Below are 15,143 nucleotides of genomic sequence, written 5' to 3' on the forward strand. Positions count from 1 at the left end.
CACCGCGGCCGCATTCCTGTATTCGCTGGTCGTCACCTTCGCGCCCGGCGTGCTGCCGGAGAATTCGCGCGAACCCTACTACGAAGCCGTGGGCGTGGTGATCACGCTGATGCTGGTGGGCCAGCTGCTCGAAGCGAGGGCGCGCAGGGGCACCGGCGAAGCCATCCGTTCGCTGATGGGATTGCGCCCGAACATCGCATGTGTGGTGCGTGACGGCGAGGAACGCAACATTCCCATCGACGATGTGATCGTGGGCGATATCGTCGCGGTGCGCCCGGGGGAGCGCCTTCCCGTGGACGGTCTGGTGGTCGAAGGATCCTCGTCGGTCGACGAATCGATGATCACCGGCGAACCCATGCCGGTGCCCAAGACGGTGGGCGACGAGGTGACCGGAGCCACGATCAACGGCGCCGGATCGTTGCGCTACCGTGCCACGAAAGTCGGCAAGGACACTGTGCTCGCACGCATCGTGGCGATGGTGAAAACCGCGCAAAGCTCCAAAGCGCCGGTGCAGCGCCTCGCCGATCGCATCAGCTCCGTGTTCGTGCCGTTGGTGGTGCTGATCGCGGTCTGGTCGTGCGCGATGTGGTTCGCGTTCGGGCCGGAACCGCGCGTCGTCCACGCTTTGGTCGCGGCGGTGTCGGTGCTGCTCATTGCCTGCCCGTGCGCGCTCGGCTTGGCCACGCCGCTGTCGGTGACGGTATCCACCGGCAGGGCGGCGCAGATGGGCGTGCTGATCAGGTCCGCCGAAGCGTTGGAGCTTTCCGGGCATGTGAACGCCGTCGTATTGGATAAGACCGGAACCATCACCGCGGGCAAGCCGTCGCTCACCGACATCCTGCCGTTGGGTGTGTGGCGGCAGGACCCCGACCGTCTGCTGGCGCTCGCTGCCGCTGCCGAACATGATTCCGAACATCCGCTCGCCGCGGCGCTCATCGCCGAAACCGAGCGTCGCGGTCTGGCGGTCGACGCGCTGCGGCGTGAGGATTTCCGCGTGCACGCCGGACTCGGCGTCACCTGCGAGGTCGACGGCCATGCCGTGGCCGTGGGCAATACGGATCTCATCGACCGTCTGGATGTGGGTATGCCCCAAACCGGTGACGAGGATCTGGACGCCATTATCGCCGACATGGAACGGCTGTCCGAGCAGGGCAAGACGCCGATGCTCGTCGCCGTCGACAATGAGCTTTCGGGCATCATCGCGGTGGCCGACACCGTCAAACCGGATTCGGCGCAGGCCATTGCGGCGCTGCGCTCCCACGGCATCGCCGTCACCATGCTCACCGGTGACAATAAGACCACGGCCAAAGCCGTCGCGCGGCAGGTGGGCGTGGGCCATGTGGTCGCCGGGGTCCGACCGGAAAACAAGGCCGATGAGATTGCCAAACTGCAGGCGCGCGGGTACACCGTGGCCATGGTCGGCGACGGCATCAACGACGCGCCCGCCCTGGCCCGCGCGGATGTGGGCTTCGCCATCGGCACCGGCACCGATGTGGCCATCCAATCCGCCGACGTCACGCTGATGAGCGGATCGCTGATGGGCCTGGTGCACGAAATCGACCTCGCCCACGCGGCCCTGCGCAATATCGGCCAGAATCTTGGCTTCGCGCTCGGCTACAACAGTGTGGGCATTCTTATCGCGGCCGGCATGCTCTACCCGTTCACGGGCATGATGCTCAACCCGATGATCGCCGGTGCGGCCATGGCGTTCTCGTCGCTGTGCGTGGTGAGCAACGCCAGCAGACTGCGCCTGTTCGACCCGGCGAAACCGCATGACTACCAAGTAAGCAACAACACACAGAAAGGAACCATCATGGGACTGTTCAGCGATCACAAGGCCAAGAAGGACGGCTGCTGCGGAGGCCACACCGCCGCCGGCGAAGGGGCGAAGGACCCGGTGTGCGGTATGACGGTGAACCCGGCAGGGGCCGCCGCCACCCGCGAATACGAGGGGAAGACCTACTTCTTCTGCAATCCCGGTTGTGCCGAAACCTTCGACAAGGATCCGGCGAAGTACGCGGCCTGACCGCGCGGCGGGGCTCGGCGAGGCGCCCATAGGGCGCTCGCCGGGGCTTCCGGCCTGATATCTCGCTTGTTTGTGGCGGATTTGCGGCTTTGTGAAATACCAGGTGGCTTATATATGGCACCAATACCCGGATACCCGGAGTATGAGCGTTGGAATTCCGGCGCTTGTACTCCGGGTATTCGCGTTTCCATGCCATAGATAAGGCACCTAGCAAAATGCAAACCCCGGAATCCGCCACAAATAAGCGAAGTAGCGGGTTCGCGGCGGCTCAACCGTGGCCGAACGGCGGCGGAACGATGGTGGTTGGGCAAACGGCGGACCAACCGTGGCCGAACGGTGGCGGAACGATGGTTGTTGGGCAAACGGTGGCCCAGCTGTGGCCGAGCGGCGAGAATGGCCAAGGGTTGCGGAAACGGCGAGAGGTAATGGAAGACAGCGGACAACCGCGCCACGCGACGCCATAGCCACTGCGTGGCCGCGAACCGACCCGACCGCCGCGCTGTAGTGTGCGGTTGCCATACTGTTGCCATACTGAAAGGCATGAATATGACTTGGATTCCAATGGTAATAATGTTGCTCATCGGCGTCGCGGTGGGGGCCGTGGCCGGGTTGAGCGTGGGCAGGTCGCAGGCGGCAGATGGCTCCTACAAGCCGCATGACAACGACGTGGAATCCCTCAACGAACAGTTGGAAGCCGCTCGCTTGGAAATCTCCCAACTCGAAACCTCCCGCGCGGAAACCCGCGCCCAGCTGGACGGGGCGAACCAGCAGCTCATCTTCGTGAAATCCCAATTGGCCCAAGCCCAGCGCGCCGAACAGATCCGCATCGAACACGAGCGCGAGCGCGCCGCCGCCCAAGCCGAAGCGCAGCGGGCGGAACAGGCGCAGCGACTGCAGGAGCAGAGCCGCGTGATCGAGGCGCTCGCACCCGTGCAGAAGAACCTTGACGCCTTGCAGAACAAGGTGACCGAGATCGAAGAGGGGCGCAAGCGTGAAATGGGTGCCCTCGGCCAGCAGCTGAAGGGTCTGGGCGAGCAACAGACGCGCCTCGACAAGGAGACGAACGCGCTGTCCGCCGCCCTGAGCAACAACAAGATCCGCGGCGCGTGGGGCGAAGCGCAGCTGCGCAACATCGTGGAATCCGCCGGTCTGCTGGAACATGTGGACTTCGATACGCAGGTGGTGGTGAAGGACGCTTCGGGCCACGACCAGCGTCCGGATATGGTGGTGCATCTGCCCGGCGGCAAAACCATTCCCATCGACGCCAAAGTGCCGTATTCCGATTATCAGCGCGCATGCACCATTCCGGACACGGCTTCGCCGGCCGATCTCGCCCGCCGTGCGGAGTTGATGCGGGCGCACGCCAAGGCCATGCGCGAGCATGTGCGCGTGCTGGGCGATAAGGCGTACTGGCAGGCGTTCAGCACGGCCCCCGATTTCGTGGTCGCCTTCATCCCCAACGAAGCCCTGCTTCAGGCCGCGCTCGAAACGGACCCGACCCTGCTGGACGACGCTTTCGCCCGCAAGGTCGCGCTGACCTCGCCCGTCACCCTGTGGGCCGTGCTCAAATCCGTCGCCTACGCATGGCAGCAGCAGAGCCTCACCGATGACGCCAAAACCCTCTTCGACCTGTCGCGCGAACTGTACGAACGTTTCGCCAAGCTCGGCGAACATGCCACGAAACTGGGCACGCAGCTCACGCGCACCGTCGCGGCCTACAACGCGTTCGTCTCCAGTTTGGAAAGCCGCGTGCTGCCCACCGCGCGCAAGCTGCAGAACCTCGACCCCAGCACGGTGATCGGCGAAGTGCCCATGCTCGATTCGGACAAAACCAATGTCACCGAGCTTACGGCGCCCGAAGCCGCCGTGCAGGAGGATGAGCGCGGAATAACGGGAACGAAGTAACGGAAACGAAGCAACGGGAAAGAGGGAAAGCGCGGGGTAGTGGGAAGAGGGGTCCGTACACTGGGCGGTATGACTGATTCTGGATTCCGTCCCACCGTTGCGGGCACCTCGAACGCCCCCGCCGAAGCCGCTTCCGGCGACGCCTCCGACGCATTGAACTTCGCATCCCTCGAACCGCGCGACCAGCTGCTCGAACTGCTGCGCGAACGCGCCGCCGGCCGACCGTTCTCCGAACTGGCCGCCGTCACCTTCGATCACCGCGGTGCCACGGTCGTGGGCCATCTGCTGCTGGACGCGTTGGAGGATGCCGGATATTCCGTCGATGATTTCGACGCGGTGGGCGCGTTGACCGCAGCCGCCGTGCCGCTGGTGATGTCGGTGGTGCAGGCCGCCGCCTCCCGTGGCGAAGACGTCGACGGTTTCGTCATGGACTTCGTATACCCGTCGATCAAAGGCCCGTCGATCAAGGACAAGCGCGTGGTGCTGCTCGACGCATGGCTGTCCGAAAAATCCTATGTGCAGACGTCCTCGCTCGTCACGCTGCGTAACGGCAACGAGCTGAGCCTCGATTTCTCCGTGGTGGAACATGAGGGCGCGAGCGTGGTGGCCGTGGCCTCCATGGTCGGCGGTCTGGGCGGCAACGAGCCGAAGCGCATCGAAGTGATCAACTCCGTCACCGACGAACGCCACGAACTGCCCTTCGTCCAGTTGTTCGACGAATCCGAGCTGCACTGATGCACGCGCCGCACCCCATCGACGTGGCCGCGAAAGCCTCCGGCGAGCCCACCTTCCGTGAAATCGGCGTAGGCCCGTGGGAGCAGACGCACCCGTGCGAACCGCGCCCGACCGACCCCAGATACGACAGCCAGCTGCTCGACGAGGGCGACCGGCGCAACGTGCTCGACCGGTACCGTTACTGGACGGTCGCCGCGATCAAAGCCGATCTGGATTCGCACGGACGCCACGATTTCGAAGTCGCCGTGGAGAACTGGACGCACGATTTCAACATCGGGTCCATGGTGCGCACGGCGAATGCGTTCCAAGCCAGGCGCGTGCACATCGTCGGACCGCACAAGTGGAACCGCAAGGGCGCGCTCATGACGGAGCTGTACCAGCACGTCGAAAACCATCCGTCGATCGCCGAACTGGTGGAATGCTGGCACAACCGCATCGCCGGCGAAATCGCGGCCGCCCGCGCCGAAGCCGGTGCAGCCGCATTCCACGCCCATCAGGCGGCCCAGCGCGGCGATACGCAGGCGCTCGCCGCCCACACCGCACAGGTGGATGCCGCCGAGGCGCGCATCCGCGAGCTCGAAGCCGCCCGCGTGATCGCGATGGACATCATCCCCGGCGCAATGCCCATGGAACGCTACACGTTCCCGAAGCGTTGCCTGCTGCTGTTCGGCGCCGAAGGGCCCGGGCTGAGCGACAAGGCCCTCGAATTGGCGGATGACGTGGTGTATATCTCGCAGTTCGGGTCGGTGCGGTCGATCAACGCCGGCGCCGCGGCGGCGGTGGCCATGCACAGTTGGATCGCGCAGCATGCCGCGATCGGCGGCGTGGCGGAATAGCGATCAAGGCGTGTCGCGCCGGGCGGTCCCGCACCCGCGACGATTGCCCGGATATCGCGCCGATATTCGGGCGTTATCCGCCCGATACCGCATAGAGAGCGGCTTGCCATACTGTCACATAACGCACATATAGTTATGGGCATGCCTACATTTACACGCGAAGAAATCGTGCATTTGGGCGACTTGGCCCGAATCGCACTGAGCGACGAAGAAATTACCCGTCTGCAGGGTGAGCTGAATGTCATTGCCGACTCCATCGACATGGTCCAGGAAGTCGCCACCGATGACGTCGAACCGACCGCCAACCCGATCCCGCTGGAAGCCTACCTGCGTCCCGACGTTCCCGAGGAACCGCTGACCCAGGCTGAAGCGCTCGCCGGCGGCCCGAAAACCGAGGCGGGCATGTTCGTTGCCCCGCGCATCCTGGGAAGCGAGGAGTGAGCATGGCGAACGTAGAGGAACTGGTCAAGCTTTCCGCCGCCGAAATGGGCGCGGCCATCAAGAAAGGCGACGTTTCCAGCCGTGAACTGGTCGACGCCCACCTTCAGGTCATCGAAGCCGCCGAACCGAGCGTGCAGGCCTTCCTGAAGGTCTCCGCCGACGAAGCCCGCGAACAGGCCGACGCCTTCGACGCCAAGAGCGCCGACGAGAAGGCCGCCATGCCGGAGCTGGCGGGCGTGCCGATCGCGATCAAGGACATGATCGTCACCAAGGGCATCGAAACCACCGCAGCCTCCAAGATCCTCGAAGGCTGGATCCCCCCGTACGATGCGACCGTCATCGAAAAGCTCAAGGCCGCCGGTATGCCGATTCTCGGCAAGACCAACCTGGATGAGTTCGCTCAGGGCTCCTCCACCGAGCATTCCGCATACAAGACCACCCACAACCCGTGGGATACCGACCGCGTTCCGGGCGGCTCCGGCGGCGGTTCCGCCTCCGCGGTGGCCGCGTTCGAAGCCCCGCTGGCCCTCGGCACCGATACCGGCGGTTCCATCCGCCAGCCGGGCGCACTGACCGGCACCGTCGGCGTCAAGCCCACCTACGGTGGCGTCTCCCGTTTCGGCGCCATCGCCATGGCGTCCTCGCTCGACCAGATCGGCCCGTGCTCCCGCACCGTGCTCGACTCCGCGCTGCTGCAGGAGATCATCGGCGGTCACGACAAGCGTGATTCCACGTCCATTCCGGAAGGCCCGCGTCCGATGGTCGCCGCCGCCCGCGAAGGCATGAAGCGCGATCTGAAGGGCCTCAAGGTCGGCCTGATCAAGGAACTCGGCGGCGACGGCTTCCAGCCGGGCGTCGAGGCTCGCTTCAACGAAGGCGTGAAGAAGCTTGAGGAGATGGGCGCGGAAGTCACCGAAGTGTCCCTGCCGCACCTGCCGTACTCCCTGGGCGCGTACTACATCATCATGCCGTCCGAGGTCAGCTCCAACCTGGCCCGTTACGATGGCATGCGTTACGGCCTGCGCGTGATGCCGCCGGACAACGTGCCGCAGACCGCCGCCAACATGATGGCCTACACCCGTGAGGCCGGTTTCGGCGACGAGGTCAAGCGTCGTATCATCCTCGGCACCTACGCCCTGTCCGCCGGCTACTACGACGCCTGGTACGGCTCCGCGCAGAAGGTGCGTACGCTCATCATCGACGACTTCAAGAAGGCCTTCGAGAAGGTCGACGTGCTCGTCGGCCCGACCAGCCCGGTCACCGCCTTCAAGTTCGGCGAGAAGACCGAGGATCCGATGGCCATGTACGCCATCGATATCACCACCATCCCGGCCAACCTCGCCGGCGTCCCGGCCATGAGCATCCCGGCCGGCCTGAGCGACGACGGTCTGCCCGTCGGCTTCCAGTTCATCGCGCCGCAGCAGCGTGACGAAGTGATGTACAAGCCGGCCGCGGCCCTCGAAGCCGCGCTGGAGGACGAATGGAACGGCCCGATCTGGAAGTCGCTGAACGCCACCTGGCTTGACGGCCAGGCCAAGTGAGATCGACGGATCGGAAAGGATTTAAGGAATCATCATGGCTGAAAAACTGATGAAGTACTCCGAGGCCGTCAAGCAGTTTGACCCGGTGCTCGGTCTGGAAACCCATGTGGAGCTTTCCACCAAGACGAAGCTGTTCTGCCCTGCCGAAGTCTCCTTCGGCGGCGAACCGAACAGCCAGCTGACCCCGGTCTCCCTGGGTCTGCCGGGCTCCCTGCCGGTGGTGAACAAGACCGCCGTCGATTACGCGATCAAGCTGGGCCTCGCCCTGCACTGCGAAATCGCCGAATGGAGCCAGTTCGCCCGTAAGAACTACTTCTACCCGGATATGCCGCGCGATTACCAGATCTCGCAGTACGACAAGCCGACCAACGGCAACGGCTACCTGGACGTCGAACTCGACGACGGCACCATCTTCCGTGTGCCGATCGAGCGCGCGCACATCGAGGACGACGCCGGCAAGAACACCCACGTGGGTGGCGCCGATGGCCGTATCGAAGGCGCCGACCACTCCCTGGTCGACTACAACCGCGCCGGCGTGCCGCTGATCGAGATCGTGACCAAGCCGATCGAGGGTGTGGGCGAGCGTGCCCCGGAGATCGCGGGCGCCTACATGCGCGCCATCCGCGACATCGTGCGTGCGCTGAACATCTCCCACGCCCGCATGGAGCAGGGCAACATGCGCGCCGACGTGAACGTGTCGCTGCGCCGCAACCCGAGCGATCCGTTCGGCACCCGTTCCGAAACCAAGAACGTGAACACGTTCCGTGGTATCGAGAAGACCGTGCAGTACGAGATCCGCCGTCAGGCGCAGATCCTCTCCGAAGGCGGCGAGATCCTGCAGGAGACCCGCCACTGGGATGAGGCTTCGCAGACCACCGCGGGCGGCCGTGTGAAGTCCGACGCCGACGATTACCGCTACTTCCCGGATCCTGATCTGGTGATGCTGCACATCACCAAGGAGCACATCGAAGAGATGAAGGCCCAGATGCCGGAGATGCCGCGCGAGCGCCGCAACCGTCTGAAGGCCGAATGGGGTCTGAGCGATCTGCAGATGCGTGATATCCTCAACGCCGATGCGCTGGATCTGATCGAAGCCACCGTGGCCGAGGGCGCGACCGCCGCCGGTGCACGCAAGTGGTGGCTGGGCGAGCTCTCCCGCGAGGCGAACGCCAAGGGCGTGACCCTGGAGGAGCTGCCGATCACCCCGGCCGACGTCGCCGAGGTCGAGAAGCTCATCGCCGACGGCAAGTTGAACGACAAGCTCGCCAAGCAGACCGTCGCCGGTGTGCTCGCCGGTGAAGGCACGCCGAGCGAGGTCGTCGAGAAGCGCGGCCTGAAGGTCGTGTCCGACGATGGCCTGATCGACAAGGCAGTGGATGAGGCCTTCGCAGCCAACCCGGATGTCGTCGAGAAGCTCAAGAGCGGCAACATGAAGCCGATGGGTGTGATCATCGGCGCCGTGATGAAGGCTACGCGCGGCCAGGCCGACGCCAAGGCCGTCACCAAGGTGGTCATGGGCAAGCTCAAGTGAGTGAGGATTGACGGATTCGCGGCGGGTCGTGAACGGCGAACCGTGAACCGTGAACCGTGATTGCGGGGCGCATACCGATTCGGTGTGCGCCCCGTTTCCGTCGCTCGGGCGTGTTGCCCGCACCCCGCGTGCGATTCGCGCGTGATTCGTGCGTGATTCGGCATGAAACCCGCGTAATTCCGGTGTAAATCCGGCATAATCCCGCCCGGTTCGTGCCGGTTATGCACCTATCGCCGCGTTATGTTCCCAGTAATCCTCCAGTCGGGTAGAATACCGTCGGAATGGATGTGGGGAAATCCACACATGTAATGACACAAGGATGTAACACTCATGCCAGAGAACGCTGCACAGTCGGAATCTCGAGAGTTGCCGGCCCGTATCACCATCCCTCCCGTACGCGGCGAAATGGTGCGCCTGCGTCCGGCGACCGTCGAGGATCTCGACGCGATGGATGCGATCGACGCATATCCGGGCGCTTCCGGAATCACAGGCAAGGATCGCGTGGCGGAACGTGCCGCCGTGCACGCCTGGGTACGTCGTTCCGTGGCCTGGAGTCTCGGCGAGGCGCCGACCGAATCCGGTGTCGGCGACCCGGAGGCCCGCCGTACCATCGCATGGTCGGTCATCACGGAAAGCGATCACGACGGTGACGGGGAAACCGACGAAGCCGGCAACGGCAATGTGATCGGCATGATCTTCCTCATCGACATCGACGGCTGGGCGCGATCCGCCCGCATTCAGGTGATTCTCGGCCAGGATTACCGTGGCCGCGGCTATTCCCGCGACATCATGCCGCGCGTGATGACCTACGGTTTCGCCCCCGAACCGGCCGGTCTCGGCCTGCACCGCATTTGGGTGTCCGTGCCGGAACAGAACACGCGAGCCGTCTCCGTGTACCAGTCGCTCGGTTTCGTGCCGTCCGGTACGTCCCGCGACGCGCTGTGGAACGCCTCGCAGAACCGCTATCAGGATCTCATCGTCATGGATACGCTTGTGGACGAGTACGATCCGATCCGTTCGCTCGACGCGTTCGGCATGCATGTGATCGAAGACAATCCGGGCGTGCAGGAGGCGTTGAGCGCCCGCGAGCATTCCATCGCCATCCAGCAGGGGCTGGGCGCGGTGCAGGATGATGCGGACGGTGAAGCCGAGAAGGCCCAAGACAAGCCGATCCGCGAGTCCAACGATCGCGTGGCCGATGCGAAAGGCGATGCACGCGACGGCGACGAAACGGACGGCAAGGGCGGGGCTTCGCCCGACGCCATGTCCGATGGCGAGGAATCGAACTGGCCTTACGCGCAAGGCAAGGGCAAGGCTGCGAAGGGCGCTTGGTGGCGTACGCTTGGCCGTGGTCGCAAGCGCGGCAACGACAAGTAAACCGGCAGATACCGGCGAGTACCGGCGGGCAGCCGGCGAAGCTCGGCAGACGAACGGGTACAGTGGTAATCCGGCCGGATGGCCGGACGGGTCGAAGGCCCGGCATGGCATGGGCCGGAAGGCCATGGAAGCATGAAGGCAAGGGAATGAGCGCCGAAGATCTCGACAATTACGAAACCGACGCCGAACTGGCGTTGTACAAGGAATACCGTGACGTCATCAAGCTGTTCACCTACGTGGTGGAGACCGAACGTCGCTTCTATCTGGCGAACAAGGTCGATTTCAACGTCCGTTCCGCCGGTCAGGACGTCTATTTCGACGTGCAGCTGACGGATGCGTGGGTGTGGGACGTGTACCGCCCGAGCCGTTTCGTCAAGAACGTGCGCATCCTGACGTTCAAGGATGTGAACGTCGAGGAAGTGCAGAAAACGGATATCGACATACCCGACGACATGGGCTGATTCCTCCCGTCCGCCGGTTTGGCGGGCGTGGCTTCTATAGTTGAAACCCTAGGGAAGAGCACGCGGTTGCAGGCTCATATATGGGGAAAGGATGCCGATTCGGCTACAAACCGGCTTTTCCTCCTGCGGCTCTAGTAAAATGTGCGTGATTTGACGTAAGGAGAATGGACGTGACCGACAAGCAGTCCGTAGTGATTATCGGCGGTGGCCCTGCTGGCCTGACCGCCGCCTGGGAGCTCATCAAGGACGGCGGCGCTGACAAGTACGACGTCACCGTGCTGGAGGAGACCCACGAATTCGGCGGTATCTCGCGTACCGTGAAGCACAATGGCAACCGCATGGATATCGGTGGCCACCGCTTCTTCTCGAAGGACGACCGCATCATGGATTGGTGGAAGAACACCCTTCCGCTGCAGGGCGCTCCCTCGTATGACGATAAGAAGCTCGGCCGCGAGCACGATATGGAGCCGGGCGGCCCGGACCCCGAGGTCGAAGACAAGGTGATGCTCAAGCGCCACCGCGTCTCCCGCATCTACTGGAACAAGCACTTCCTGGATTACCCGATCTCCCTGAGCGCGGGCACCCTGAAGGCCATGGGCTTCAAGCTGACCATGGTCGCAGGCTTCAGCTACCTGAAGTCCATGGTGCACAAGCTGCCGGAAGACAATCTGGAGAACTTCTACATCAACCGTTTCGGCCGCAAGCTGTATTCGATGTTCTTCGAAGGCTACACCGAGAAGCTGTGGGGCCGTCATCCGTCCGAGATTTCGGCGGATTGGGGCGCGCAGCGCGTCAAGGGTCTGAGCATCATGGGCGTGCTGAAGAACGCCTTCCAGAAGCTGCTGCCGAAGAAGCGCGACAACTCCGAGGTCGAAACCTCCCTGATCGAGGAATTCTGGTACCCCAAGTACGGCCCCGGCCAGCTGTGGGAGACCGTGGAATCCAACTGCGCCAACGCCGGTGTGAAGGTCGTCACCGACGCCAAGGTCATCGAAGTGCGTCAGAACGAGGGGCATATCGCCTCCGTGGTGACCGAGGCCGCCGACGGCACCCGCACCGAGTGGAACGCCGACACGTTCATCTCCTCCATGCCGGTCAAGGACCTGGTCGAGGCCATCGACGCCGCGGGTGAGGACGAACAGGCCGTCGTCACCGGTTCCAAGATCGCCCCCGCAGCCGTCACCGAAGTGGCCGAAGGCCTGCCGTACCGCGACTTCGTCACCGTCGGCCTGCTGGTCAACCGTCTGAAGCTCGAGAACACCACCGACATCCCCACGCTCGGCAACCCGCCGATCGTGCCGGATTGCTGGATCTACGTGCAGGATCCGGGCTACAAGGTCGGCCGCATCCAGGTGTTCAACAACTGGAGCCCGTACCTGGTCAAGGACGTCGACAACACCGTGTGGATCGGTTTGGAATACTTCTGCGAGGAGGGTGACACCTTCTGGAACATGAGCGAGGAGGATGCGGTGAAGTTCGCCGTCTCCGAGCTGATGCGCATGGGCGTCATCGAGAACCCCGAGGATGTGATCGACTCCCACCGCGAACGCGTCAAGAAGGCGTACCCCGCCTACTTCGACACCTACGATCGCATCGACGAGGTCATCGATTACCTTGACGGTTTCGGCAACCTGTACTGCGTGGGCCGCAACGGCCAGCACCGTTACAACAACATGGACCACTCCATGGCCACCGCCATCGAGGCCGTCGGCAACATCAAGTCCGGCAAGGAGACCAAGGAGAACGTCTGGTCCGTGAACACCGACAAGTCCTACCACGAGGAGAAGTAGTCGGTCGGATCGATCGGCTGGCGGCAACGTCGGTACGGCATCGGCATGAACGCCGATTCGAACGTCGATATGAACGTCGATATGAACGTCGATATGAACGTCGATATGAACGTCGATATGAACGTCGATATGAACGTCGATATGAAAACGCGCGTCGAGTATTTCGGCGCGCGTTTTCATATGATTCGCGCCGTAGCGATCGTATGGTCATCGCGCCGGTCGCGCACCCGTATACGGCAGGTCGGATGGGCGGCTTGATCGGCTTCATGCAAGGGATTTGCGCGGCCTGAAGCCATGATTCGGGCGCGTGTTGCGTTGTCCGGGGCGGCGTTGTACAGTAAAGCAAGTTCACGTGCATGGGTTGCCGTGGATTCTTACCGCGGCGCGTAGCCGCATTCACTCTTCAGATCGTCAAGGCCCAGTGTTTGGCGAATGCTGTGGAAAGGTATATAACGTGGCCAATAGCCAAGATCTTGAAAGCATGAAATTGCCGGAGCTCAAGGAGCTTGCCAAGCAGATGGGATTGCGCGGCACCTCCACCATGCGCAAGCCGGAGTTGCTTGCCACGCTTCAGGCCGCCCGCTCCGGTGGCGAAGCGCCCGCCGGCGTGACCGTGAAGTCGCCGAAGCCGAAGACCGGTGCCACGAAGGAAGCCGCAGCGAAGACCGCCGAATCGAAGAAGACCGCCGAGGCGAAGGCCGCCAAGCCTGCGGAAACCGCAGCTGAAGCCAAGGGCGAAACCAAGCCCGAGATCAAGGCCGAGCCTAAGGAAAAGACCGAAACGTCCAAGATCGTCAGGCGTGCGCGTACCGCGGGCAAGGTTGCGGACAAGGACGTCAAGGATGCGGCCAAGGAGGCCGTGGATCTGCTGTCCACGCTGGATCTTGACCTCGCGAAGGATGACGATCGCCGTGAGCGTAAGTCCCGCCGCCGCGTCACCGAAGAGTTCGACGACGAAGTGATCATCGGCAACGTGCGCCGTCGCCGTCACCGCAAGGATCAGGATACGCCGAGCGAGGAAACCGCACGCGATCTCGACGACATTCTCGCCTCCCTGCCGTCCAAGCAGGAATCCCGCGGCGAGGACGATTCGCGTCGAACCCGCGAGGATCGTGCCGATCGTGGCGATCGCACCGACCGCCGTGGTCGCCGTCTGCGTGGTCGCAACCGTGATTTCGAGGATCGCGATGACCGCCGTGACCGTGGCAACGACCGTAACGATCGCGATGAGCGTGCGGATCGCGACAACCGCGAATCCGTCCGCAACGATCGTGCCGATCGCAATGATCGCAACGACCGCAACAACGACCGCGCCGAGCGCAATGAGCAGCAGACCGATCTCGTGCCGGTGGCCGGCATCGTCGACGTGCTGGAATCCTACGCGTTCGTGCGCACCTCCGGCTACCTGCCCGGCCCGAACGACGTGTATGTTTCGATGGGTCAGGTCAAGAAGTACGGTCTGCGCAAGGGCGACGCCGTGCATGGCGCGATCCGCGCACCCCGCGAGGGCGAACGTCGCAACCAGCGTCAGAAGTTCGTGCCGCTGCAGTCCATCGATTCCATCAACGGCATGAGCGTCGAGGAATCCATGGGCCGCCCGCAGTTCAACAAGCTCACCCCGCTGTACCCGCAGGAGCGCCTCAAGCAGGAAACCACGCCGAACAAGCTCACCGGCCGCATCATGGACATCGTGTCGCCGATCGGCAAGGGCCAGCGTGGCCTGATCGTGTCCCCGCCGAAGGCCGGCAAGACGATCACCCTGCAGAACATCGCCAACGCCATCACCACCAACAACCCCGAAGTGCACCTCATGGTCGTGCTGGTGGACGAACGCCCCGAGGAAGTCACCGACATGGAGCGTACCGTGCAGGGCGAGGTCATCTCCTCGACCTTCGATCGCCCGGCCTCCGACCACACCATCGTGGCCGAACTGGCCATCGAACGCGCCAAGCGCTTGGTGGAGCTCGGCCAGGACGTGGTCGTGCTGCTCGACTCCATGACCCGTCTCGCCCGCGCCTACAACATCGCGGCCCCGGCTTCCGGGCGCATCCTGTCCGGCGGTGTGGACGCGCAGGCGCTGTACCCGCCGAAGAAGTTCTTCGGCGCGGCCCGCAACATCGAAAACGGCGGCTCCCTGACCATCATCTCCTCCGCGCTGGTGGAGACCGGTTCCAAGATGGACGAGGTGATCTTCGAGGAGTTCAAGGGCACCGGCAACATGGAACTGCGTCTGAGCCGCGAACTGGCCGAAAAGCGCATGTTCCCCGCCATCGACGTGAACGCCTCCGGCACCCGCCGCGAGGAGCTCATCACCGATCCGCAGGAACTGCCGATCATCTACCGTCTGCGTCGCCTCTTCGGCGGCATGGAGGCCGAGCAGGCCTACCAGACCTTGGTGCCGCGTCTGAAGAAGACCGCGTCCAACCGCGATTTCCTGGCGGCCATCGTGCAGCAGGCCAACGCGAGCAACGCCACCAACGGCAACTGATCGCACGGCTGA

At 63.7% G+C, this 15,143-nt stretch carries 12 protein-coding genes; all 12 read left to right on the top strand.

All coding sequences use genetic code 11. The features are described from left to right. On the top strand, nt 1-2,026 hold a 2,026-nt coding region (locus tag KIH75_RS03355), incomplete at its 5' end, for a heavy metal translocating P-type ATPase (RefSeq protein WP_219055397.1). Between the two features lie 561 nt (nt 2,027-2,587). Beyond that, a complete protein-coding gene (locus KIH75_RS03360) occupies nt 2,588-3,931 on the top strand; it encodes a DNA recombination protein RmuC (protein WP_420829168.1) in 1,344 nt (447 codons plus the stop codon). A gap of 69 nt (nt 3,932-4,000) precedes the next feature. After that, entirely contained in the window at nt 4,001-4,666 is a 666-nt protein-coding gene (locus tag KIH75_RS03365) for a type I phosphoribosyltransferase (protein ID WP_219055399.1), read from the top strand. Continuing rightward, complete coding sequence (locus KIH75_RS03370; protein WP_219055400.1) at nt 4,666-5,502, top strand: TrmH family RNA methyltransferase; 837 nt, start codon at nt 4,666-4,668, stop codon at nt 5,500-5,502. The genes KIH75_RS03365 and KIH75_RS03370 overlap by 1 nt, the downstream gene beginning before the upstream one ends. Nucleotides 5,503-5,643: 141 nt before the next feature. After that, on the top strand, nt 5,644-5,943 hold the full coding sequence (gene gatC, locus KIH75_RS03375; protein ID WP_219055442.1) for an Asp-tRNA(Asn)/Glu-tRNA(Gln) amidotransferase subunit GatC: 300 nt from the start codon (nt 5,644-5,646) through the stop codon (nt 5,941-5,943). 2 nt (nt 5,944-5,945) lie between these two features. After that, nucleotides 5,946-7,484 (top strand): Asp-tRNA(Asn)/Glu-tRNA(Gln) amidotransferase subunit GatA, encoded by a 1,539-nt coding sequence (gene gatA, locus KIH75_RS03380; protein WP_219055401.1) that lies wholly within the window; start codon nt 5,946-5,948, stop codon nt 7,482-7,484. 34 nt (nt 7,485-7,518) lie between these two features. Then, nucleotides 7,519-9,015: an Asp-tRNA(Asn)/Glu-tRNA(Gln) amidotransferase subunit GatB gene (gene gatB / locus KIH75_RS03385; RefSeq protein ID WP_219055402.1), complete on the top strand. Its 1,497-nt coding sequence runs from the start codon at nt 7,519-7,521 to the stop codon at nt 9,013-9,015. Between the two features lie 330 nt (nt 9,016-9,345). Beyond that, entirely contained in the window at nt 9,346-10,392 is a 1,047-nt protein-coding gene (locus KIH75_RS03390) for a GNAT family N-acetyltransferase (protein WP_219055403.1), read from the top strand. Nucleotides 10,393-10,538: 146 nt separating this feature from the next. Continuing rightward, nucleotides 10,539-10,853, top strand: coding sequence for a DUF2469 domain-containing protein (locus tag KIH75_RS03395; protein WP_033523410.1), 315 nt, complete (start codon nt 10,539-10,541; stop codon nt 10,851-10,853). A 170-nt stretch (nt 10,854-11,023) separates the two neighbouring features. Beyond that, nucleotides 11,024-12,643 carry an NAD(P)/FAD-dependent oxidoreductase gene (locus KIH75_RS03400; RefSeq protein WP_219055404.1) on the top strand — a complete coding sequence of 540 codons (1,620 nt, stop codon included), beginning with the start codon at nt 11,024-11,026 and terminating at the stop codon, nt 12,641-12,643. A gap of 93 nt (nt 12,644-12,736) precedes the next feature. After that, nucleotides 12,737-12,901: a hypothetical protein gene (locus KIH75_RS03405; RefSeq protein ID WP_219055405.1), complete on the top strand. Its 165-nt coding sequence runs from the start codon at nt 12,737-12,739 to the stop codon at nt 12,899-12,901. A 196-nt stretch (nt 12,902-13,097) separates the two neighbouring features. Beyond that, a complete protein-coding gene (rho, locus tag KIH75_RS03410; RefSeq protein WP_219055406.1) occupies nt 13,098-15,131 on the top strand; it encodes a transcription termination factor Rho in 2,034 nt (677 codons plus the stop codon). Nucleotides 15,132-15,143: the final 12 nt, after the last annotated feature.

The organism is Bifidobacterium pongonis (genome assembly GCF_019331805.1).
Classification (GTDB): Bacteria; Actinomycetota; Actinomycetes; order Actinomycetales; family Bifidobacteriaceae; genus Bifidobacterium; species Bifidobacterium pongonis.